The 20,837-nt window shown below is 64.8% G+C and carries 21 protein-coding genes; 6 read left to right on the plus strand and 15 right to left on the minus strand.

The features are described 5' to 3' along the window. Positions 1-104: 104 nt before the first annotated feature. From Q0C42_RS08745 to puuE, 9 genes are all read right to left on the minus strand, one after another. Positions 105-1,604: a pilus assembly protein TadG-related protein gene (locus Q0C42_RS08745; RefSeq protein ID WP_295074452.1), complete on the minus strand. Its 1,500-nt coding sequence runs from the start codon at positions 1,602-1,604 to the stop codon at positions 105-107. 2 nt (positions 1,605-1,606) lie between these two features. Then, entirely contained in the window at positions 1,607-2,035 is a 429-nt protein-coding gene (locus Q0C42_RS08750) for a TadE/TadG family type IV pilus assembly protein (RefSeq protein WP_295074453.1), read from the minus strand. Positions 2,036-2,177: 142 nt separating this feature from the next. Next, positions 2,178-2,954 carry a potassium channel family protein gene (locus Q0C42_RS08755; RefSeq protein ID WP_295074454.1) on the minus strand — a complete coding sequence of 259 codons (777 nt, stop codon included), beginning with the start codon at positions 2,952-2,954 and terminating at the stop codon, positions 2,178-2,180. Between the two features lie 181 nt (positions 2,955-3,135). Continuing rightward, positions 3,136-3,549 carry an alpha/beta hydrolase gene (locus Q0C42_RS08760; protein WP_295074455.1) on the minus strand — a complete coding sequence of 138 codons (414 nt, stop codon included), beginning with the start codon at positions 3,547-3,549 and terminating at the stop codon, positions 3,136-3,138. Between the two features lie 24 nt (positions 3,550-3,573). After that, a complete protein-coding gene (locus Q0C42_RS08765; protein ID WP_295074456.1) occupies positions 3,574-4,005 on the minus strand; it encodes an alpha/beta fold hydrolase in 432 nt (143 codons plus the stop codon). A gap of 111 nt (positions 4,006-4,116) precedes the next feature. Continuing rightward, positions 4,117-5,601 carry a nucleobase:cation symporter-2 family protein gene (locus tag Q0C42_RS08770; RefSeq protein ID WP_295074457.1) on the minus strand — a complete coding sequence of 495 codons (1,485 nt, stop codon included), beginning with the start codon at positions 5,599-5,601 and terminating at the stop codon, positions 4,117-4,119. A 92-nt stretch (positions 5,602-5,693) separates the two neighbouring features. Next, complete coding sequence (locus Q0C42_RS08775) at positions 5,694-6,188, minus strand: ureidoglycolate lyase (protein WP_295074458.1); 495 nt, start codon at positions 6,186-6,188, stop codon at positions 5,694-5,696. A gap of 76 nt (positions 6,189-6,264) precedes the next feature. Beyond that, positions 6,265-7,107: a bifunctional allantoicase/(S)-ureidoglycine aminohydrolase gene (locus tag Q0C42_RS08780; RefSeq protein WP_295074459.1), complete on the minus strand. Its 843-nt coding sequence runs from the start codon at positions 7,105-7,107 to the stop codon at positions 6,265-6,267. Beyond that, complete coding sequence (gene puuE / locus Q0C42_RS08785; RefSeq protein WP_295074460.1) at positions 7,104-8,519, minus strand: allantoinase PuuE; 1,416 nt, start codon at positions 8,517-8,519, stop codon at positions 7,104-7,106. Before puuE ends, Q0C42_RS08780 begins: the two co-directional genes overlap by 4 nt. A gap of 147 nt (positions 8,520-8,666) precedes the next feature. Between puuE and uraH the strand changes: the two genes are divergently transcribed. After that, entirely contained in the window at positions 8,667-9,020 is a 354-nt protein-coding gene (gene uraH, locus Q0C42_RS08790; RefSeq protein WP_295074461.1) for a hydroxyisourate hydrolase, read from the plus strand. 112 nt (positions 9,021-9,132) lie between these two features. Beyond that, positions 9,133-10,623 (plus strand): DUF2125 domain-containing protein, encoded by a 1,491-nt coding sequence (locus tag Q0C42_RS08795; protein ID WP_295074462.1) that lies wholly within the window; start codon positions 9,133-9,135, stop codon positions 10,621-10,623. A gap of 79 nt (positions 10,624-10,702) precedes the next feature. Here the strand turns inward: Q0C42_RS08795 and Q0C42_RS08800 are convergent, their stop codons facing one another. Then, on the minus strand, positions 10,703-11,620 hold the full coding sequence (locus Q0C42_RS08800) for a LysR family transcriptional regulator (RefSeq protein WP_295074463.1): 918 nt from the start codon (positions 11,618-11,620) through the stop codon (positions 10,703-10,705). A gap of 106 nt (positions 11,621-11,726) precedes the next feature. Between Q0C42_RS08800 and Q0C42_RS08805 the strand changes: the two genes are divergently transcribed. Then, positions 11,727-12,959, plus strand: a complete 1,233-nt coding sequence (locus tag Q0C42_RS08805) for a urate hydroxylase PuuD (protein ID WP_295074464.1) — start codon at positions 11,727-11,729, stop codon at positions 12,957-12,959. Between the two features lie 100 nt (positions 12,960-13,059). Here Q0C42_RS08805 and Q0C42_RS08810 read toward each other — a convergent pair whose 3' ends face one another. Beyond that, the gene (locus tag Q0C42_RS08810) at positions 13,060-13,452 is read right to left on the minus strand and encodes a GFA family protein (RefSeq protein WP_295074465.1); all 393 of its coding nucleotides are present in this window, start codon (positions 13,450-13,452) and stop codon (positions 13,060-13,062) included. A 1-nt stretch (position 13,453) separates the two neighbouring features. Then, a complete protein-coding gene (locus tag Q0C42_RS08815) occupies positions 13,454-14,272 on the minus strand; it encodes a sulfotransferase family protein (RefSeq protein WP_295074466.1) in 819 nt (272 codons plus the stop codon). Between the two features lie 148 nt (positions 14,273-14,420). Here Q0C42_RS08815 and Q0C42_RS08820 point away from each other — a divergent pair, with 148 nt between their 5' ends. The 3 genes from Q0C42_RS08820 to Q0C42_RS08830 all read left to right on the plus strand — a co-directional run bounded on the left by Q0C42_RS08820 (position 14,421) and on the right by Q0C42_RS08830 (position 16,897). Beyond that, positions 14,421-15,998: a DUF5928 domain-containing protein gene (locus Q0C42_RS08820; protein ID WP_295074467.1), complete on the plus strand. Its 1,578-nt coding sequence runs from the start codon at positions 14,421-14,423 to the stop codon at positions 15,996-15,998. Between the two features lie 5 nt (positions 15,999-16,003). Beyond that, positions 16,004-16,375, plus strand: coding sequence for an HIT domain-containing protein (locus tag Q0C42_RS08825; RefSeq protein WP_295074468.1), 372 nt, complete (start codon positions 16,004-16,006; stop codon positions 16,373-16,375). A 66-nt stretch (positions 16,376-16,441) separates the two neighbouring features. Beyond that, positions 16,442-16,897, plus strand: a complete 456-nt coding sequence (locus Q0C42_RS08830) for a DUF1203 domain-containing protein (RefSeq protein WP_295074469.1) — start codon at positions 16,442-16,444, stop codon at positions 16,895-16,897. 140 nt (positions 16,898-17,037) lie between these two features. Here Q0C42_RS08830 and Q0C42_RS08835 read toward each other — a convergent pair whose 3' ends face one another. The 3 genes from Q0C42_RS08835 to polA are packed head-to-tail and all read right to left on the minus strand — an operon-like array spanning position 17,038 to position 20,791. Further along, positions 17,038-17,397, minus strand: coding sequence for an MmcQ/YjbR family DNA-binding protein (locus Q0C42_RS08835; protein WP_295074470.1), 360 nt, complete (start codon positions 17,395-17,397; stop codon positions 17,038-17,040). Further along, positions 17,394-17,960 (minus strand): YdeI family protein, encoded by a 567-nt coding sequence (locus tag Q0C42_RS08840; protein ID WP_295074471.1) that lies wholly within the window; start codon positions 17,958-17,960, stop codon positions 17,394-17,396. Before Q0C42_RS08840 ends, Q0C42_RS08835 begins: the two co-directional genes overlap by 4 nt. Beyond that, positions 17,957-20,791, minus strand: coding sequence for a DNA polymerase I (polA, locus tag Q0C42_RS08845; RefSeq protein ID WP_295074472.1), 2,835 nt, complete (start codon positions 20,789-20,791; stop codon positions 17,957-17,959). The genes Q0C42_RS08840 and polA overlap by 4 nt, the downstream gene beginning before the upstream one ends. Positions 20,792-20,837: the final 46 nt, after the last annotated feature.

A 20,837-nucleotide genomic window follows, 5' to 3' on the forward strand; every position in this document is an offset into this window, starting at 1 on the left:
TCAGGGGTCTTTGGCCGGGCAAGCGGTCGCTCTGCGGACCACTGGAACGCGTGGCAAGGAATCGTCCACCGGGCCAGGGTTTTCCCGGTGGACGACCGACGGCCTCAAGCCTTGGGAATCACGAACTTGATCGTCTTGTTTCCCGGAATGAGGCCGCTGTAGTCCTCCAGGCAACCATTGAAGGTATGGTTGGCCGGAATCTGAACCTCGCCTTCGGCGTGGAAGCTGGTGCCCTTGTGCTCGACGGTGGAGGACGAGCTGCTGGCGGCCACGTGAATGTCGCCGTTGACGATCAGCGCGACGTTGGAGGCGGTGAAGTCGGAGCTGACACTGATGCCGCTCATGGTCATGATGTAGACCTTGCGGGAGACGTCGCAGTTGCGCAGCGGGTCGCCCACGATTGCCCCCGACGCCGCTTTCAGCACCGAGGAGGTGGAGACCCGCGTGCTGATGGCCAGCGTCGCATCGATCCGGGCATTGCTGCCGACATCGAAGCCGCAGTCGGTGATCAGCACGACCTGCCGCACCGTCTCGGCCGTGCTGGTCGTGAGGGTGGGGTCCTTGCGGTCGAGGCTGCCGCCGATCGAGATCCAGGTCGCCGGTCCGTTGCCACGGTCGCGGCAGTCGACGTTGTAGACCAGTCCGGTCGGCAGGTTGCCCTTGGTGAGGACCATGAGGTCATTGTATTGCGCGGCGGTCAGGCTGACGACCGATCCCTTCACCAGCTTCGCGGCGGCACCGTTGTTCATGATGCGCGCGTCGACCAGGGGCTTGCGGTCCGCAGCCAGGGTCTTGTCGGCGAAGAACTGGGACTTGAGGTCGGAGGTGGACGCCAGCATTGCCGCGCGGACCAGCGCGATGTGATCGGCGACCGGCATCATGTTCAGGTTCATCTCGAACTTGGCGTTCTCGACTCCCGGGTTGGCGGCGTCGAAGCATTTGGTGCCACAGTCGGCCAGGTTCGGCATCGACAGGCCCGCGCCTTCCTGGAAGTAGTTGGTCTGCGGCATCCAGACTTCTTCCTGGCTGTGCACGCAGTAGCTGCCGCCAATGGTGTTGCCCGAGGTCAGCGTGACCCGCCCCTTGGCGTAGATGCCGTCGGACGAGTTGCAATTGCCGGGCTTGCCGTAATAGGCGACGCTGGTCACCGAGAACTCGAACTTCTTCACACCCGCAAAGCGCAGAAGCGAGGTGGAGACCGGGTTGCCGACCGAACTGTCGCGGTGCAGCGTGACCTTCACGGCATTGGCTTCGCCCGCGATGATGGTGCGGGTCTTGGGATCGAAACGGACAAGCTCGACGTCGCTTGCGCCCAGGTTCGTCTTGCCGATCAGGCCGGCCGGGGCGTTCGTTTCGGCGGCGGCAAGGGCCGCGGTCCGGATGTCGAGCGGCAGTTTCTTTTCCGCCAGCGCGACGACGCCTGCATGTGCCGCCGCGTCGGCCGCGACGGAGATGAATTCCTTTTGCCGATGGACGTTGGTCACGTCGATCGCCAGGCCGAGGAACATGCAGAACACCGCCAGCGCAACCAGTGCGTAGGCAGAGATGCTGCCGTCTTCCTGCGACAGGATATCGGCGGGGCGGCGGGGCGTTTGCGGGACCATGATCAGACAGGCTCCATGCTGGTGATGGCGCGGGCGACAAGCTTGTCGCCGACCGCAATGGGGATGATCCCGAAGGGCGCGGTGGACCGCGAGTCGGTGGTCAGGCGCACGATCACGTGGTCGATCTCGATGATGACCTCGGCCGTCGCCGGTGAGGACGGGGTGCTGGCGTAGGCTTCCGCGTAGGACTTTGCCTCGTCGGCGGTCATCGCGTGGCGCGAAACAATCCGGGCGGTGTCCCGCGAGACATTCATCAACGAGGTGTGCCGCAGGAACAGCATGCTGGCATCCACGACCAGCAGGAGAAGCGTGGTGAAAAGCGGGAAAAGTATGACGAATTCGACGGTTGCCGTGCCGTCCGCATCTTGCAGGAACGACCGAAGGCTTCTGCGACGACGATGAGTTTCGTTGCCGACCATTGCTACACCCATTTCAAAGAATTTCTTTGGAGACGTTGAACTCGAATCGCACGCAACCACAGATTTAGTACTGTGCAGGAATCGAGCTTAATCGGCGAAAAACCGCCCATTCATATTCGGTTAATAAATTGTCCTGGTGGAAGGGCGGCTGGGGTCAGTCCAGGCCGTCATCGGGGATGTTCAGAACAGTCCCGCAGGCCTTGCAATGCACGGCATCGTGGTCGTGGCGGCGCAGTCCGCAGACCGGGCAGGGGAAATGCGCCTTGGGGGGCCGCAGCACGACCTGCACCAGCCGCAGGAAAAGGCTGATGCCGAAGATCATGATCACCACGGCCAGAAGCCGGCCGCCGCTGCCGACCATCGTGATGTCGCCGAAGCCGGTCGTGGTGAGGGTGGTCACGGTGAAGTAAAGCGCATCGACGTAGTTGCGGATGTCTTCGTTGCTGCCGACCTGGGTCTGGTAGACGAGGGCGGTCATCATGAAGATGAAGATCATCAGGTTCAGCGCGGCGCGGATTGCGGTCTCGTGCCGACGAAAGCCGCGGATGTCGTCGCGCAGCTGGTCCAGCGTCTGGGGGGAGTGGAAGACCCGGTAGAGCCGCAGGACGCGCAGGAAGGCGAGCCCCTCGCCCCAGATCGGGAAGAGGAGCGAGATGATCACCAGGACGTCGGCAAGACCCCAGAAGCTGACCAGATCCTTCAAGGGGCGGCGCGAGATCGAGAGCCGGGCCATGAAATCGGCAAGGAAGACCACGCCGATGGCGACGTCGATCTGGATGTGCTGCGGCCCGCGTTCGAAGAAGGACGAGGTGATAAGCCAGGCCACGGTCAGCAGGTCGAAGGCCAGAAGCGCATAGCGGAAGCGGTCGCCGGTCGGGCCTTCGCCTTCGTAGAGCGTCCGGAGGCGGGCGCGGAGGGTGGCTTCGGTCATGCGGGTCCTAACGTGGGGCGGGTTGACCAAGACTAGCGGGGCCAGTGCGGTCTGTCAGGGGGAAAGCGGGCGGAGCGGTGCCAGCGGAAATAGGGTCCGCAGAAGCGGTCCCGCCCGGTTCAAGGCCGCCGGCGGGATCAAGTCCCGGTCCAGCGCAGGCCGGACCGGGCTACCCTTTCGCTCAGGGGGCGTCGAGGAAGGGCAGGATGCGGGCTGCGACCTGGTCCGGGATCTCCCAGAACATGTTGTGGCCAAAGCCCGGATAGGCCTGGTACTCGGCCTTGGGATAGGCGGTGCGGACAGCGTCCTGGCTGGCCGCGTCGAAGAAGCCGTCCTGATCCCCCCAGAGGATCAGAACCGGCTGCGTGACCCTGGGGGCGACCTTGCCCAGGTCCATCGCGGTCAGGCCCTGAAGGACGCCCATCCAGGCCGCACGCGGGGTGGCGGCACTTTCGGCCCGCTCGCGGTCGATGAAATCCGCGGGGACGGGGTTGGGGTTCCAGTACCAGTCCAGCATGAACTGGCTTTGCGGATCGATGGTGTCGGGAAGACCGGGGACATTGGCCCAAAGCCAGTCGGTCGCGGCGGCAGGCATCTCGACCGCTGTGGAGATGAGGACCTATCTGCGGACCTTTTCGGGGTGCCAGGCCGCGAGGGTGGCGGCGGTGACCGAGCCCATCGAGTGACCGATCACGTCGGCGCTGGTCAGCCCCAGCGCATCCATCGCCAGCGCCACGTCATGTGCCAGGCTGTCGGGGCCGTAGCAGCAGGCGGGAGCGGCCGTGCCGCCGTGGCCGCGCAGGTCGAGCATGATGAGCCTGCGGTCGGCGAGATGCGGGGCCAGAAGCGACCAGCTGCGCGAGTTGTCGGTGTAGCCGTGCAACAAGATCGTCGGCGGACCTGCCGGATCACCGGCCTCGACATAGGTCATCGCCAACCCGTCGGCCGTGGTCAGGCTTTGGCGTGCGCTGGGCCAGGTTTCCTGACTGGGCAGTTCGGCCAAGGCGGCGAAGGGGAAAAGGCAAAGGGCAAGCGTGGCGAGGCGGATCATCGGCGGTTCCTTCGCTGGGATGAAACAAGCCTAGACGACAGCACGCCCATGCCACAATGCAGAAAGGCGCGGGGCCACCCGGGTCCCGCGCCCTTGGTCATCGCACGTCGATCAGTGGTCGGCCTTCGAGGCGGCAGCCTTGATCGCGTCGGTCTGATCCTCGGTGCCGTTGAAGAAGGCATTCAGGATCACGGCGGTGATCGAGGCGAGAAGGATGCCGCTTTCGATCAGCGGGTGGATGTCATGCGGCATCCACTGCTTGAAGTTCGGGGCGACCAGCGGGATCATCCCCATGCCGATGGACACCGCGACCACGAAAAGGTTGTTGCGGTTCTTGGCGAAGTCCACCCCCGCAAGGATGCGGATGCCGGTGGCGGCGACCATGCCGAACATCACGAGGCCGGCGCCGCCGAGGACCATTGTCGGGACGGATTCCACCAGCGCGCCCATCTTCGGCATCAGTCCAAGGACGATCAGGATGATCCCGCCCGCGACGCAGACAAACCGGCTGCGGACCCCGGTCACGCCGACCAGACCCACGTTCTGGCTGAACGAGGTGTAGGGGAAGGTGTTGAAGATGCCGCCGATCAGGGTGCCAAGGCCGTCGGTCCTGAGGCCAGCCGAGAGCATCGGCCGGGTGACGGGCTTGCCGGTCATGTCGCCCAGGGCGAGGAACATGCCGGTGGATTCGATCATCACCACGATCATCACCAGGGTCATGGTGATGATCATCACGAGGTCGAACGTCGGCATGCCGAAGTGGAAGGGCGTGATCAGGCCGAACCAGTCAGCCTCGCCCACCTTGCCGAAGTTCATCTTGCCAAGCGCCACGGCGACGACGGCGCCGATGATGATGCCAAGCAGGACCGAGATGTTGGAGACGAAGCCCTTCGCGAAGCGGGCGATAAGCAGGATCGAGATCAGGACGATCGCCGAGATGCCGATGTTGCCCAAGGGTGCGTAGCCCGGGTTCATCATCGTCGCGGCGGGGGCGAACTTCGGCGGCAGTTCGGTCACGCCGGTGACGGTGCCTGCGGCAGCGCCCTCGGTCACGGCCTTCAGCCAGTCCGCGTGCGCCGGGTCGACGATCATCGGCGCGGTGGGGCCGACGGGGTTGCCGAAGATCCAGTTGATCCCGATCCGCATCAGGCTGACGCCGATCACAAGAATGATCGTGCCGGTGACGACGGGCGGAAAGAAGCGAAGGAGACGGCTGACGATGGGCGCGATCAGGATCGAGATCACCCCGGCGGCGATGATCGCGCCGAAGATGGCGCGGGCGCCTTCCGATCCGCCATTGGCGTTGGCCATCGCGACCATCGGGCCGACGGCGGCGAAGGTCACGCCCATCATGACGGGCAGTTTGATCCCGAACCACTGGGTTGCACCCATCGACTGGATCAGGGTGACAAGGCCGCAGACGAAGAGGTCGGCCGAGATCAGGAAGGCGACGTCGGCGGGCTCCAGTTTCAGGGCGCGGCCGACGATCAGGGGCACGGCGACGGCGCCGGCGTACATGACTAGGACGTGCTGCAGGCCAAGCGTGAAAAGCTTTGGCGGTGGCAGCATCTCGTCCACGGGATGCGTGGTGGTCATTCGGTTACTGTCCTTTTCCCTTGGGGCTTGTTGGTATTCTCGCCGTCTGCGCATTGCCCCTGCCTGCGCTCCGGTTAGGACGCCCCCCGGGTTCAGGGGGCGAGGACCGTCCACGGTTCGGTGTAACGGTGTTCTTCTAGGTTCGGCGTCGGGCCGATCCGGTCCACGACGGCGAAGAGGCCGGGCGCGTGGAGCGGGGTGAGGACCCCGTGCCAGGTGCCGCGGTGCAGGTTGATGCCCTGCGCGCCGCTGGTGAGGAAAGCTTGCGGCGTGGCCTCGGGGCCGGTGGCGACGATGACGAGGAACGGGTGATCGGTCATCGGCAGGAAGGCCTGTGAGGCCTCGGGGTGGCGTTCGATCAGGTCGAAGCTGTAGGGCAGCGCGCGGGGTTGGGCCTGGAAGATCGAGATGCCGGCGCGGGCCCCGCCGTCCTGCGGCCCGAAGTCGAGCGTCGCGCGGTCGTGGTGGCGCTGGCAGAGGCCGGCGTTGATCAGGCGGAAGTCTCCGGTCGCGTCCAGGACGTCGCCGAAGGGGGCGAAGGCTTCGGCGGTCAGGGGGAAGGGGCGGAGGGTTCTCATGCGTGGCACCGCTTGGCCGCCGTGGGAGCGAGGGGTTTCACACCCCTCGCGCTCCCCGTGGGATATTTGTGGACAGATGAACGCATCAGCGAAGGGGGCCAAAGGCGCCGGGGCCGCGCAGTTTGGCGTGGCGGTTGACGTCCTTGTAGAGAAGGTAGCGGAAGGGGCCCGGGCCAGCGGCGTAGCAGGCCTGCGGGCAGTAGGCGCGCAGCCACATGAAGTCGCCGGCCTCCACTTCGACCCAGTCCTGGTTCAGCTTGTAGGCGGCCTTGCCTTCCAGGACATAGAGGCCGTGTTCCATCACGTGGGTTTCCTCGAACGGGATCACGCCGCCGGGCTGGAGGGTCACGATGTTCACATGCGCGTCGTGGCGCAGGTCGTCGGGTTCGACGAAGCGGGTGGTGCCCCAGCGGTTCTGGGTGTCGGGCATCCATCGGACGGGGACATCGCGTTCGTTGATGACCAGCACCTCGGGCGCGGGGATGCCGGGGGCGGGCTCGTAGATCTTGCGCAGCCAGTGGAAGCGGCTGGGCTGGCTGCCTTCGGCAAGGAGGGTCCAGGGGGTGCCGGCGGGGATGTAGGCGTAGGAGCCTTCCTCCATCTCGTATCCGGTGCCGTCGATGGTGAGGGTCGCGAGGCCACCCGTGAAGAAAAGCCAGTGTTCCGCGCCAGTTTCGGCGTCGGGGGCGTCGGAGCCGCCGCCGGGGGCGACCTCCATCACGTATTGGCTGAAGGTTTCGGCAAAGCCGGACATCGGGCGGGCGATCAGCCAGAGCTTGGTCTTGGTCCAGCCGGGCAGGAAGCTGGTGACGATGTCGGAAAAGCAGCCCTTGGGGATCACGCAGTAGCTGCCGGTGAAGACGGCGCGCTGGGTCATCAGGGCGGATTGGGGCGGCAGGCCGCCGGGGGGCGTGTAATAGGTGCTCACGGCAGTTGGTCCTTCAGGCGCAGTTCGGCGATGCGTTCCACCTGGCGGCAGGCGGTGGCGAATTCGGTCGGGGTGTCGTTGTCGATGCGGGTCTGGAAGGCCTGCAGGATGGTGTCCTTGGAGTTGTCGCGGACGGCGATGATGAACGGAAAGCCGTGCTTGGCGACATAGGTTTCGTTCAGGCGCTGGAAGCTGGTGCGTTCATCGTCCGTGAGTGCGTCGAGGGCGGCGCTGGCCTGTTCGGCCGTGCTTTCCGGCGTGAGACGCTTGGCTGCGGCCAGTTTGCCCGCAAGGTCGGGGTGGGCTTTCAGGACCTTGAGCCGTTCGTCGGGCGAGGCCGACCGGAAGATGCGGGCCAGCGCGTTGTGCAGGCCCGTGGCGCTGTCATGGGCGGGCCCGAGTTCCAGGTCGAAGGCGCGGTCGGCGATCCAGGGGGAATGTTCGAAAATGGAGCCGAACCGTTCGACGAACCTTTCGCGCGACATCTGGCTTGGGCGTTCGTAGCGCTTGTGCGGATGGGTCTTTTTCCAATGTTCGGCAATCTCGATCCGACGAGGAAACCAGACGCCGCTGTGGGATTTTGCATAGTCGAGAAAACGCTTCAGCCCGGCGATCTTGCCGGGGCGTCCGATCAGGCGGCAGTGGAGGCCGATGGAGAACATCTTGGCCGCACCCGCCTCGCCCTCGGCATAAAGCGTGTCGAAGCTGTCCTTGAGATACTGGTAGAACTGCTCGCCCGTGATGTAGCCGGGTGCCGTGGCGAAGCGCATGTCGTTGGCTTCGAGGGTATAGGGGATCACCAGCTGGTCGTGGTCGCCGTACTCGCGCCAGTAGGGCAGGTCGTCGTCATAGGTGTCCGAGATCCAGGCAAGGCCCTGCGTCTCGGCCGTCAGGCGCACCGTGTTCATCGAGCAGCGGCCGGTGTACCAGCCCTGGGGCGGAGAGCCGACGACTTCTTCGTGCAGGCGGAAGCTTTCGGCGATCTGGGCGGCTTCCTCGGCCTCGGACATGTCGCGGTGGTCGACCCATTTGAGGCCGTGGCTGGCGATCTCCCAGCCCGCGGCCTTCATCGCGGCGACCTGTTCGGGGTTGCGGGCCAAGGCCGAGGTCACGCCGTAGATCGTGACGGGAATATCCATGCCGGTGAACAGGCGATGCAGCCGCCAGAACCCGGCGCGGGCACCGTAATCGTAGATCGACTCCATGTTCCAGTGGCGCTGGCCGGGCCAGGGGGCGGCCCCGGCGATGTCGGACAGGAACGCCTCGGACTGGGCGTCGCCGTGCAGGACATTGTTCTCGCCGCCCTCCTCGTAGTTCAGGACGATGGACACGGCGATCTTCGCCCCGCCCGGCCAGCGGGCGTCGGGGGGAGTGGGGCCGTGGCCTCGGAAGTCGCGGGGATAACGGTTCACGGGAGCGTCTCCTTCTTGTCGGCGAGACTACGGAGTTTTCTGGAAGATATTTTCAGGATTTCACGGAAAGTCATATGCAGACATCGCCGGGTCGCGCCGAGGCCGCATTCGTGGTCAGATAGGGGGCAAAGCGATGGAGGATGATCAATGGGACGGCTGTCGACGCATGTGCTGGACACTGCCAAGGGCAAGCCCGCGGCGGGGGTGAGGATCATGCTTTACCGGATTTCCGGACAAAGTCATCGCAAGGTGAAGGACGTGGTCACCAACGCCGACGGCCGCACCGACGGGCCGCTTCTGGAGGGAGAGGCGCTGGAGGCGGGGACCTACGAGCTGGTCTTCTGTGCCGGAGATTACCTGCGCCAGAGTGGGCAGGCGGGCGAAGGTGTTCTTTTCCTTGACGAAATCCCGATCCGCTTTGGTGTGCCCAATGCCGACCAGCACTATCATGTGCCGCTCTTGATCTCGCCATTCGGCTATTCGACCTATCGGGGGTCCTGACCCGGATCATTTGCCCATAAAAGGTGCGAAAAGCGTCCCTTGCGTAATGGCGGCGACAGGTCTTATGTGACTGGGCAATTTTTTTGGCTTCAGGGAGAACCGCATGTTTCGGATGAAGACTTATTTGGCCGCCCCGGCCGTCGCGATTTTGATGAGCGGGACCGCGCATGCCGCATTGACCGCCGACCAGGTTTGGCAATCGTGGAAAGACGCAGGGTCGATGGTCGGTCTGACCATTTCGGCGGCGACCGAAAACAATTCGGGCGGCATTCTGACGCTGAACGGCGTGTCGATCGGTGCTGAGGGGATGCCGGGCCTGACGATTTCGGACCTGACCCTGACCGAGCAGGCGGACGGGTCGGTGGAAATCGTTCCGGGTGCCGAGATCGGCGCATCGATGACCGGCGAGGCCGAAGGTTCGGTCAAGGTGACGCATGACGGCCTGACGATCCTGGCGCGCGAAGCCGAAGGCGGGCTGGCCTATGACTATTCGGCGGCGGCGCTGGATGTGGTCTATGACAGCAGCTATCCCGGCGTGTCCTTCGACGGATCGGAAGCCCCGACGGTGACCGCTGCCGGTGACGTGAAATTCGCCAACCTGTCGGGCACCTATTCCGACACCCCCGGCGCCAACCGGACCTTCGGCTGGTCGCTGGTTGCGGACACTCTGGCCTACAACACATCGTCGGACGATCCGGGGATGGAGATGAAGACGGTCTCGACCAGCTCGACCGATGGCATCGACATGTCGCTGACCTTCGCGCTGCCCTCGACGATCGCGCTGACGGCCATCGCGTCGCCCGCCGACTTCACCACGGCCCTGAACGAAGGGCTGAGCTTCACGCTGGCCACCAAGCAGGGCGCATCTTCCGGCACGATGAAGCAGGAAAGCGCCTTCATGCCGATGGACCTGGTGATGAACGCCGGTGGCGGTGAAGGCTCGGTGGTGTTCAACAAGGACACGTTCTCGATCAAGTCCACGGCGGAGGGCCTGGATATCTCGTCGGGCCCGGGGATGATGCCGGTGCCGCTGCAGGTGACCTCGGGGCCGATGCAGTTCGACCTGACGACGCCGGTCATCGCGACCGAAGCGGCGGGCGATTACGCGATCCTGTTGAAGCTTTCGGACTTCAGCCTGAACGAGGAAGCCTGGGCGATGTTCGACCCGAACGGCGCGCTGCCGCGTGATGCGGCGCAGATCGCCATCGACATCTCGGGCAAGACCACGATGGATCTCGGCGCGCTGGTGGCGGCGGAGGAGAGCGGGGTTCCCTACACTCCGGCGCCGGAAAGCCTGAACATCACCGAACTGGGCGTGCAGGTTGCGGGTGCGGCTCTGGCGGCGACCGGGGCCTTCACCTTCGACAACTCGATGGGCATCCCGATGCCGCTGGGCGAGGCGAACGTGACCGTGACCGGTGCCAACGCGCTGATCGACGGGCTGATCGCCACCGGCCTGATCAGCGAGGACGACGCGATGGGCGCCCGGATGATGATGGGGATGTTCATGGTGCCTGGCGCCAATGCCGACGAGCTGACCTCGAAGATCGAAGCCAAGGAAGGCATGCAGATCCTGGTGAACGGTCAGCCGCTGCCGATGTAAGGCTTGGACGGTTTTGAAGATCAAGGGCGGGGCTTCGGTCCCGCCCTTTTCCTATGCGGCGGTGGGCGGATCGCCCACCCTACGTTTGCAGAAGGCGGCGCAGGTCGTCGCGGATCTGCCCGGCCATGTAATCGGTGAAGAGCTGGACCTTGGGGTCCTTCAGGCGACGGTGCTGGCTTAGCGCCGAAAGCTGGATCGGAAGCGGCGGCGTGGCGGTGGCGACAGGGACCAGACGGCCTTCGCGCAGGTCATCGGCGACCTCGAAAAGCGGCTTCAGCACGATCCCGCGTCCATCCAGCGCCCAGCCGGTCAGCACATCGCCGTCATCGGATTCGAACGGCCCGGTGATCTCGAACCGGCGGGGGCCCTCGGCGGTCTGCAGGGTCCACTGGAATTCCTTGGCACCGGGGAAGCGGAGGTTCAGGCAGTCATGCTTGTCGCGCACCAGCGCCTCGCCGTCGGCGGGTATCCCGCGCCGGGCGATATAGGCGGGGGCGGCGCACAGAAGGCGCGGGCAGTCGGCGATGGTGCGGACCTTGAGGGTGGAGTCCTCCAGGAGGCCGAGGTGGAAGGCGACATCGATCCCTTCCGCGACCACGTCGATGCCGCGGTCGGACAGGCGCAGGCGGACGTCGATCTGGGGATACTGATCCTTGAAGGCGGGGACGCGCGGCGCGATGAGGCGGCGGCCGATCCCCAGGGGGGCTGCGACAAAGATCGTGCCGCGCGGGTTTTGCGTGACGTCCATCACGGCGGCTTCGGCGTCGTCGATGGCTTCCAGCACCCGCCGGGCCCCGTCATAGAATATGCGGCCGTTCTCGGTCGGTTGCAGGCTGCGGGTGGTGCGGCTGAAGAGACGCACCCCAAGGTGCTTTTCCAGTTCCGAGATCCGGGCCGAGGCGACGGCGGGCGAAGTGCGCTGATCGCGGGCGGCGGCGGACATGCTGCCCAATTCGTAGACGCGGACGAACATGCGGATGTTGTTCACATATGACATGCAGGGGCCATTCTTCGTCCGTGCTTGAAAGTGATGCGGGCTTTCTATGGATTAACAGAAAGGTGCCGCGCAGGATAGCGTTTCGGAAACCGGGGGAGGCGCAACGATGTACGACTGGGTCGTCTTGTGGGAATGGGTCGAGATCGCGGCACGCTGGCTGCATGTGATCACCGCCATCGCCTGGATCGGATCAAGCTTCTACTTCATCGCGCTGGACCTGGGCTTGCACCGGGACCGGAACCTGGCATCCGGTGCGGATGGCGAGGAATGGCAGGTCCATGGCGGAGGATTCTACCACATCCAGAAATACCTCGTGGCCCCGGGCTCGATGCCCGACCACCTCGTGTGGTTCAAATGGGAAAGCTATGCGACCTGGCTGTCGGGCTTCGCCATGCTGGTCCTCGTCTACTATCTCGGGGCCGAGCTTTACCTGGTCGATCCGACGGTGATGGAACTGGAGGTCTGGCAGGCCGTGGCGATCTCGCTTGCGTCGCTGGCCTTTGGCTGGGTGGCCTACAACACGCTGTGCAAGGTCTTCGTGAACGCGGATCAGAACGTGCTGATGGTGGCCTTGTTCGTGGTGCTGGTGGGGATGAGCTGGTTTTACACGCAGGTCTTCAGCGGCCGGGCGGCGATGCTGCATCTGGGGGCCTTCACGGCGTCGATCATGTCGGGGAACGTGTTCTTCATCATCATGCCGAACCAGCGCATCGTGGTCGCCGACCTGAAGGCGGGGCGGAAGCCAGACCCGAAGTACGGCAAGATCGCGAAGCAGCGGTCGACCCACAACAACTACCTCACGCTGCCCGTCGTCTTCCTGATGCTGTCGAACCATTACCCGCTGGTCTTTGCGACCGAGTGGAACTGGGTCATCGCGAGCCTTGTCTTCCTGATGGGCGTTACGATCCGGCACTGGTTCAACTCCCAGCATGCCCGCAAGGGCAACCCGCACTGGACATGGTTCGCCACCGTGCTTCTGTTCCTGGCCATCGCCTGGCTTTCGACCGCACCAATGCGGACCGTCGAAGGCGAAGCCAAGCTGCAGGGCGCGGCGCTGGTCTATGCCTCGGCCGAGGGGTTCGAGGATGTCGTCGGGATCGTGCGGGGCCGCTGTTCCATGTGCCACGCGGCGGAACCGGGGTGGGAGGGCCTCCACTGGGCGCCCAAGGGCGTGGTGCTGGAGACCGAGGCTCAGATCGCGCATGAGGCGCGGCGGATCTACCTGCAGGCAGGCGTAACCCATGCGATGCCGCCGGGGAACCTGAGCTACATGGAGCCAGAGGAGCGCGCGGCGATTGTGGAGTGGTTCCGACGGGCGGGGTCGGACGACCCGGTCTGATTTCGCGCAAGCGCCGATTTCTTCGAAGAAATCGGACCCGAGCCTTTGAAGGCTCCGTTGCGGAGTTTTCGAAAACGCCGCTTTCGCGCCGGCATGTGGTTCAGGCCTCGGACCGTCCGTCGCTTTCGCGGTTCTTCTCGTAGTGACGCATGCCGGGAAACTCTGGCAGCCAGCCTTCACGGCGGATGGTCCACAGCTCGTAAGTCGGGCGGAACTGGTCGGGTGCGTCCAGCGCGCCAAGGTTGATCCCGATCTCGTCGCCGATATGCGCAAAGACTGGCGAGCCGCAGACAGGGCAGAAGCTGCGATCTCGGTAGTGGCGCACTTCGCCGGTGATGGTCACGGCAGTTTCAGGAAAGATCGCAGAGGCGTGGAAAAGGGCGCCATGGTTCTTGCGGCAGTCCAGGCAGTGGCAGATGCCGACGCGGTAGGGCGCTCCCGTGGCCGAAAACCGAAGCGCCCCGCAAAGACAGCCGCCCGTGACTGCGTCCATCTCAGTCCCCCAGCTTGGCGTGAACCTCGTCGAGGTCAACCGGACCCTTCGGCAGCTTGTTCCCCGGGTTCTCGAAATCATAGCGGAAAAGCTGGAAATCCCGTTTGTAGATTTCCCACATGAGATGCATCGAGAGATCGTCGAAATAGGCCTCGACCGGATGGGCGCGTTTCGGGCCGTGGCCTTCGCTTTCGTTGAAGCGGGGAATTGCGGCAAGATCGACGGGGTGTTTCACCTGGATATTGTCCAGCACGACCTGCATGCCGGGATTGAAATCCTCGGTGAAGAAGATGTGGTTGTAGCGCCCGCCATTGACGATGAAGGTCGAGACATGGCCCGCCATTGCCGACCAGTGGATGTCCGGCTCCATCGGCTTTTTCCAGCGGATCGTGTCGCGGGCGAACAAGAGGAAGCGGCGGAAGCTGGCGATCTGGTCGAACTCCTGCTTGCCGTCGTCGCCGCCAACCTCGATCCCGTATTTCTGCACCAGAAGCGGCACGAGGTTGCCGCGGTAGCGCTTGCCGTTCCTTTGGATGCCGCAAATCTTGTCGAAGAAGGACGACATGATGCGGGTGTAGGGGTTGCGGACGCAGGTGAAGGCAAAGACCTGGCGGGCGCGCACGGTGCGTTCGATCACCGGCTGGCTGGCATCCAGCGCCCATTTGTGCAGGCCCGTCGTCGCATCATGGATGTCGCCGTCGAAGAAGCGGCCGTGGTCGGAGTAGTACATGATCTGCCCGATGGTCGAGCAGGCGCATTTCGGCACCACCCGGTAGACGACGCTTTCGCTTTCCGTCATCCAGGTTCCGGGAAACCCCATTGCGCAATACCCTCTCCAACTGCAAATACCACGGAGTGATGCGTGATATCCTATTGCGGCAATCAAGCAGACATATTCGGGCTTTTCAAGGAACCACGGGCCGGTTTAGTCAGGTCGGGTGCGTTCCAGACAGAATGGTCCTGAAGTAATGACGCAGATCGCCTTCATTCTTCTGTGCCACAAGGACCCCGAAGGGATCATCGCGCAAACGCTGCGCCTGACGGCAGCGGGGGATTGCGTCGCGATCCATTTCGACGCGCGGTCGAAGACATCGGACTATGCCCGCATCCGTTCGGCGCTGGAGGCCAATCCGCAGGTGACCTTCGCGCGTCGGCGGATCAAGTGCGGCTGGGGAGAGTGGAGCCTTGTCGCGGCCACGCTGGAGGCCCTGCGCGCCGCGGTCGACGCGTTTCCGGGGGCCACGCATTTCTACATGCTGTCGGGCGACTGCATGCCGATCAAGACGGCGGAATACATCCACGCCGCGCTGGAGCGTGAAGAGGCCGACCATATCGAAAGCTTCGACTTCTTCGGCTCGGGCTGGATCAAGACCGGCATCCAGGAAGAACGTCTGACGTATCGGCACTGGTTCAACGAACGGCGCCGCAAGAAGCTGTTCTACGCGTCGATCGAGGTGCAGAAGAAGCTGGGCCTCGCGCGCAAGGTGCCCGAGGACCTGAAGATCCGGATCGGCAGCCAATGGTGGTGCCTGCGCCGCCGCACGGTCGAGGCGGTGCTGGAGTTCATCGCGCGGCGGCCGGATGTGCGGCGCTTTTTCATGACGACCTGGATTCCGGACGAGACCTTCTTTCAGACCCTCGTCGCGCATCTGGTGCCCGACCGGGAGATCCGCGCGCGGACGCTGACGTTCCTCATGTTCACCGACTACGGGATGCCGGTGACCTTTTACGACGATCATTTCGACATGCTGATCGCGCAGGGCTTTCTCTTTGCGCGCAAGATCAGCCCCGATGCCAGGCACCTGAAAGAGCGGCTGGGCGCGCTTTATGCCGAGACCGGGCGGGAGTTCGCGATTTCCGACGACGGGCGGCAGCAGTTCGCCTTCCTGACCGGGCGCGGGCGCGAGGGACGGCGCTTTGCGCAGCGGTTCTGGGAGGCGGAGGCCAGCCTTGGCCGCGACCGGACGCTTCTGGTGGTGGCCTGCAAGAAATGGCACGTCGCCAAGCGGCTGGTCGAACGGGTGCGCGGGCTGACCGGGCTGCCGGCGGTTGATTACCTCTTCAACGAGGTGGCCACGCCGCTGCCGGACCTGGGCGGCATCCAGAGTTCCATCGACAAGCGGATGCGGCACCGCCGGGCGCTGGTGCGGATGTTGTTCGAACATTGGGGCACGGACCGGCTGGTGCTATGCGTCGATCCCGGCAGTATCGAGCTGATCCAGGATTTCCGGCAGGACCGGTCGCGGATGCGGCTTTTGGAGATCGAGTGCGATTTCACCGACGATTACCTGCGCGGGCATGCCCGTCGGGTGGGTCTGGCCAGTCCCGACACACCGTTGGCATCGATGGAGCTTTTGCTGCCGACGATCCGTCATGACGTGAAGTTTGAAAGCGACCGGTTGCGCGACGTGGACTTTTCCGGCCATTACCGGATGCGACAGGTCGCAGGCGTGGTCGAGAACGCCGCGGCGCTGGCCGAATTTCTGGGCGTCCCGGCCGAGCAGGCGCAGGAGATTGCCGCAACCGACTATCTATTCGTGGATTGACCGACATGAGCTGGAACTATGACCCGACCAACATCTTCGCCCGCATCCTGCGGGGCGAGATCCCGAACAAGACGGTGATGGAGACGCCGCACACGCTGGTGTTCCATGACATCCATCCTCAGGCTCCGGTCCATGTGCTGGCGATTCCGAAGGGCGCCTATGTCAGCCTGGACCATTTCGGGGCCGAAGCCCCGGCCGAGGAGTTGGTGGATTTCCACCGCACGGTCGCCAAGGTCTGCGCGATCCTGGGGTTGACGGGGGACGAGGGGTTCCGGGCGATCACCAATGCGGGCGCGCACGGAATGCAGGAGGTGCCGCATTATCACCTGCACATCCTGGGCGGCCGCGTCCTGGGCCGGATGGTCGAGCGGGACTGATCCCGCAAGGATCGGGTCGTCAGGTCCGTTCAAGGCGGGCATCTTCCGGGGAAAGCGGAGGATGACATGCGGTTTCAGGCGATACCCACGGAAATTGTCCGGGCCTACCAGGCCGGCGGAGCTGATGCCAACGGGCAGGTGCCCGAACGGGGGGTGTCGGACGGGGGCGGGAACCCCTGTCGGCATTGTCTGGGGATGATCCCGAAAGGGGCCGGAATGCTGGTGCTGGCGCATCGGCCCTTCCCCAGCCTTCAGCCCTATGCCGAGGTCGGGCCGATCTTCCTTTGTGCCGAGGTCTGCGACGCGGGGGGAGGGCAGGCGCTGCCGGCGATCCTGGCGTCGCCGGATTACATCGTCCGGGGTTACGGCGCGGACGACCGGATCGTCTATGGCACGGGCGGTGTGGTGGCGACCGCGTCGATCCCGGGGCGTGCGGAAGAACTTTTCGCGGATGCGAGGGTGACTTACCTGCATGTCCGGTCGGCGCGGAACAATTGCTATCAATGCCGGATCGACCGCTAGAGCGGGGCGGTTTTCGAATGGAGCGACTTGCGTCGCAAGCCTTTTCTCTCGGCCCTGCGCGTGAAGAACGCGCAGGGCCGAGGCTGATGGGGCGCTGCCCCAAGCCCCGGGATATTTGGAGCCAGGTGAAAGGGTTCGGGTCAGGACGGCGGGTTGGCCGCGTCCCAGGCCTTCAGCCAGCGTTTGGGGGCGGCGTCGCGCCACTGCTGGATCAGGCGCGCGCGCGCCCAGCCTTCGTCGATCTTTCCGGCGCGGACGAGGATCAGGTTGTGCGGGGCGTAATGCGGGTGAAGCGTAAAGGTGTCGGGGTCGGCGGCGATGAGCATCTCGCGTTCATCCCGGGCGGCCTTGAAGACGGCGGCATCCACATAAGGCGACCACCAGCACCACATCCTGCCATGCGCCTTCAGGCATTCGTTGCCCCAGGGGTGGTCGATGGTGACCTCGGGCAGGTTCAGGGCGAGGGCGAAGATCTTGAGGGCGGGCCAGGTGTGGATCAATGGAACCTCTCTCCCTTTTCCAGCATGGCGAGATAGTCGGCCATGCGCTTGGCGCGGGTTTCGGGGCGTTTGGCGGTGGTCAGGCGGTAGTAGAGGGCGAAGCGGTTCTGGGCGTTCAGCGTGGCGTAGGTCGCCTTTGCGGCGGGGTTGCCCTCCAGTGCCGCAAGGAAATCGGCGGGGACCTGGGCGGTCTTCCCGCCGGCGTAGGCATTGTCCCAGCGGCCATCCGCCTTGGCGGCATCGACCTGGGCCTGGCCTGCGGGGGCCATGCGGCCATCGGCGATCAGCTTTTCGGCATGGGCGCGGTTCTTCTGGCTCCAGGAGGAGCGGGGTTTGCGCGGGGTGAAGCGTTGCAGCCAGTGGTCAGGGCCGCCGGGGCGTTTGACGCCGTCGATCCAGCCGAAGGCGAGGGCTTCGACGACCGCTTCCTCCCAGGTTATCGAGGGGGTGCCGCTAGCCTTCTTGTAAAGCTTCAGCGTCACTTCGGTCCGGGCGGCGTGGTTCGCGTTAAGCCAGGCGCGCCAGTCTGCGGGAGTGGCAAAGGGGAGCGGCTCGTCGGTCAATGCGCCTCGGCCCAGTTGCGTCCCTTTCCGGCCTCCACCGCGAGGTGGACGTTCAGGGTGACGGCGGGGGCGGAGGCGGTTTCCATCACCTCTTTGGCGATGGGGATCAGGCGGTCGGCATCGGCCTCGGCCACTTCGAACAGAAGTTCGTCGTGGACCTGCAGGAGCATCTTCGCGTCGAGGCCCTTGATCGCCGCGGGCATCCGGATCATCGCGCGGCGGATGACATCGGCGGCGGTGCCCTGGATGGGCGCGTTGATCGCGGCGCGTTTGGCGAAGCCCGCGCCGGGGCCTTTGGCGTTGATCTCGGGAGTATTGATCTTGCGGCCAAAGAGGGTTTGGACGTGGCCGTTGGCTTGGGCGAACTTCACCGTGTCGGTCATGTAGCCGCGGATGCCGGGGAAGCGTTCGAAGTAGCGGTCGATGAAGCCCTGCGCCTCGGCGCGGGGGATGCGCAGGTTGCGGGCAAGGCCGAAGCCCGAGATGCCGTAGATCACCCCGAAGTTGATCGCCTTGGCCTTGCGGCGGATGTCGCTGGTCATCTGGTCGAGGGGGACGTTGAACATCTCGGAGGCTGTCAGGGCGTGGATGTCGATGCCGTCCTCGAAAGCCTGCCGCAGTTCGGGGATTTCGGCAATGTGGGCGAGGATGCGAAGCTCGATCTGGCTGTAGTCGAGGCTGACGAGGATGCGGCCCGGCGGGGCCACGAAGGCCTCGCGGATGCGGCGGCCTTCGTCGGTGCGCACGGGGATGTTCTGCAGGTTCGGGTCGGTCGAGGCCAGCCGCCCGGTGTTGGCCCCCGCGATGGAGTAGGAGGTGTGGACGCGGCCCGTGTCGGGGTTGATCGCCAGTTGCAGCGCATCGGTGTAGGTGGATTTCAGCTTGGCGATCTGCCGCCAATCCAGGATACGGGCCGCCAGTTGTGCGCCCTGGGGGTGGGTTTCCAGCGTGGTGATGTCTTCCAGGATGTCCGCGCCGGTGGCGTAGGCGTCGGTCTTGCCCTTGGTGCCGCCGGGGATTTGCAGCCGGTCGAACAGGATCTCGCCCAGCTGTTTTGGTGAGCCGACGTTGAACTTCTCGCCGGCGACCTGGTGGATCTCTTCCTCCAGCTGCACCAGCTTTTGGGCGAAGGCGTTGGACATCATCCGCAGGACCTCGCGGTCGACCTGGATGCCGGCCATCTCCATATCGGCCAGCACCGGGACCAGAGGGCGCTCCAGCGTTTCGTAGACTGTGGTCACCTTCGCGCGGTGCAGTTGCGGCTTGAAGCGCTGCCAGAGGCGCAGGGTGACGTCGGCGTCTTCGGCGGCGTAGCAGACGGCTTCCGGGATGCCGACCTTGTCGAAGGTGACCTGTGACTTGCCCGAGCCGAGGAGCGTCTTGATCGGGATCGGGGCGTGGCCGAGATAGCGGTCGGAAAGTTCGTCCATGCCGTGATTGTGCAGGCCCGCGTGCATGGCATAGGACATCAGCATGGTGTCGTCGAAGGGGGCGATGCGGACGCCAAGGCGCGCGAAGATCTTCCAGTCGTATTTCATGTTCTGGCCGATCTTCAGGATCGACGGGTCTTCCAGAACCGGCCTTAGCGCGTTTAGCGTTTCGGTCACGGTCAGCTGGTCGGGGGCGAGCGCGGTGGCCCCGAACAGGTCGCCGCCGCCGGTGGTGTGGGAAAGCGGGATGTAGGCAGCCTTGCCCGCGTCCACCGCCAGGGAGATGCCCACGAGTTCGGCGCGCATGTCGTCGAGGCTGGTGGTTTCGGTGTCGATGGCGACGTGGCCGACCTCGCGGATGCGGTCTGTCCAGCGGGCAAGGGTGGGCAGGTCGCGGATGCATTCGTAGGCGTTGGTGTCGAAGGGCAACTGCTCCTCGTGCGCCTGCGGCTTCTCCTCGCTGGGCGTGGCGACCTGAAGCTGGGTGGTTTCGGGCAGGGACGGCCGGGCGATGCCCAGCTTGTCGGCCACGCGCTTCGTCAGGGTGCGGAATTCCATCCGGGTGAGGAAATCCATGATCTTCTCGGGTTCGGGCAGGCGGATTTCCAGGTCGTCCAGCGTCACGTCCAGGGGGGTGTCGCAGTCCAGCGTCACCAATTGGCGCGAGATGCGGATCTGCTCGGCGTTGTCGATCAGGGCCTCGCGGCGTTTGGGCTGCTTGATCTCGCCCGCGCGGGCGAGAAGCGTGTCGAGATCGCCGTATTCGTTGATGAGAAGGGCTGCGGTCTTGAGCCCGATACCGGGTGCGCCGGGGACGTTGTCGACGCTGTCACCTGCAAGGGACTGCACGTCGATCACGCGTTCTGGGCCGACGCCGAACTTTTCCATCACCTCGTCGGGGCCGATGGCGCGGGATTTCATCGGGTCGAACATGTCGACGCCGGGGCGGATCAGCTGCATCAGGTCCTTGTCCGAGGAGATGATGGTGCAACTGCCCCCCGCCTCGACCGCGCGGCAGGAGAGGGCGGCGATGATGTCGTCGGCCTCGTAGCCTTCGGTCTCCAGGCAGGCGACGTTGAAGGCGCGGGTGGCCTCGCGGGTCAGCGGGAATTGCGGGCGCAGGTCTTCGGGCAGGTCGGGGCGGTTGGCCTTGTACTTGTCGTAGATCACATTGCGGAAGGTTGTCGCTGAGTGGTCGAAAACCACGGCCAGATGGGTCGCTGCCTTGCCGTTCGACGCGGCGCGGGAAAGCTCGTTCCACAGGATGTTGCAGAAGCCCGCGACGGCGCCGACGGGCAGGCCGTCCGACTTGCGGGTCAGGGGCGGCAGCGCGTGGTAGGCGCGGAAAATGTAGGCCGAGCCGTCGATGAGGTGCAGGTGGTGGCCGGTGCCGAAGGTCATGGGTAGGTCTCCCGAGTCTGGTCGGAAGTATTGGCAGAAGGCGCGG

The sequence above is a fragment of the Tabrizicola sp. genome (assembly GCF_022842145.1).
In the GTDB taxonomy this organism is placed as follows: domain Bacteria; phylum Pseudomonadota; class Alphaproteobacteria; order Rhodobacterales; family Rhodobacteraceae; genus Tabrizicola.

What these genes read in the sequence shown, in the direction of transcription:
- Q0C42_RS08745 (WP_295074452.1), bottom strand. Translation starts at nt 1,604, where the DNA reads ATGGTCCCGCAAACGCCCCGCCGCCCCGCCGATATCCTGTCGCAGGAA.
- Q0C42_RS08750 (WP_295074453.1), bottom strand. Translation starts at nt 2,035, where the DNA reads ATGGGTGTAGCAATGGTCGGCAACGAAACTCATCGTCGTCGCAGAAGC.
- Q0C42_RS08755 (WP_295074454.1), bottom strand. Translation starts at nt 2,954, where the DNA reads ATGACCGAAGCCACCCTCCGCGCCCGCCTCCGGACGCTCTACGAAGGC.
- Q0C42_RS08760 (WP_295074455.1), bottom strand. Translation starts at nt 3,549, where the DNA reads ATGCCTGCCGCCGCGACCGACTGGCTTTGGGCCAATGTCCCCGGTCTT.
- Q0C42_RS08765 (WP_295074456.1), bottom strand. Translation starts at nt 4,005, where the DNA reads ATGATCCGCCTCGCCACGCTTGCCCTTTGCCTTTTCCCCTTCGCCGCC.
- Q0C42_RS08770 (WP_295074457.1), bottom strand. Translation starts at nt 5,601, where the DNA reads ATGACCACCACGCATCCCGTGGACGAGATGCTGCCACCGCCAAAGCTT.
- uraH (WP_295074461.1), top strand. Translation starts at nt 8,667, where the DNA reads ATGGGACGGCTGTCGACGCATGTGCTGGACACTGCCAAGGGCAAGCCC.
- Q0C42_RS08795 (WP_295074462.1), top strand. Translation starts at nt 9,133, where the DNA reads ATGAAGACTTATTTGGCCGCCCCGGCCGTCGCGATTTTGATGAGCGGG.
- Q0C42_RS08800 (WP_295074463.1), bottom strand. Translation starts at nt 11,620, where the DNA reads ATGTCATATGTGAACAACATCCGCATGTTCGTCCGCGTCTACGAATTG.
- Q0C42_RS08805 (WP_295074464.1), top strand. Translation starts at nt 11,727, where the DNA reads ATGTACGACTGGGTCGTCTTGTGGGAATGGGTCGAGATCGCGGCACGC.
- Q0C42_RS08810 (WP_295074465.1), bottom strand. Translation starts at nt 13,452, where the DNA reads ATGGACGCAGTCACGGGCGGCTGTCTTTGCGGGGCGCTTCGGTTTTCG.
- Q0C42_RS08815 (WP_295074466.1), bottom strand. Translation starts at nt 14,272, where the DNA reads ATGGGGTTTCCCGGAACCTGGATGACGGAAAGCGAAAGCGTCGTCTAC.
- Q0C42_RS08820 (WP_295074467.1), top strand. Translation starts at nt 14,421, where the DNA reads ATGACGCAGATCGCCTTCATTCTTCTGTGCCACAAGGACCCCGAAGGG.
- Q0C42_RS08825 (WP_295074468.1), top strand. Translation starts at nt 16,004, where the DNA reads ATGAGCTGGAACTATGACCCGACCAACATCTTCGCCCGCATCCTGCGG.
- Q0C42_RS08830 (WP_295074469.1), top strand. Translation starts at nt 16,442, where the DNA reads ATGCGGTTTCAGGCGATACCCACGGAAATTGTCCGGGCCTACCAGGCC.
- polA (WP_295074472.1), bottom strand. Translation starts at nt 20,791, where the DNA reads ATGACCTTCGGCACCGGCCACCACCTGCACCTCATCGACGGCTCGGCC.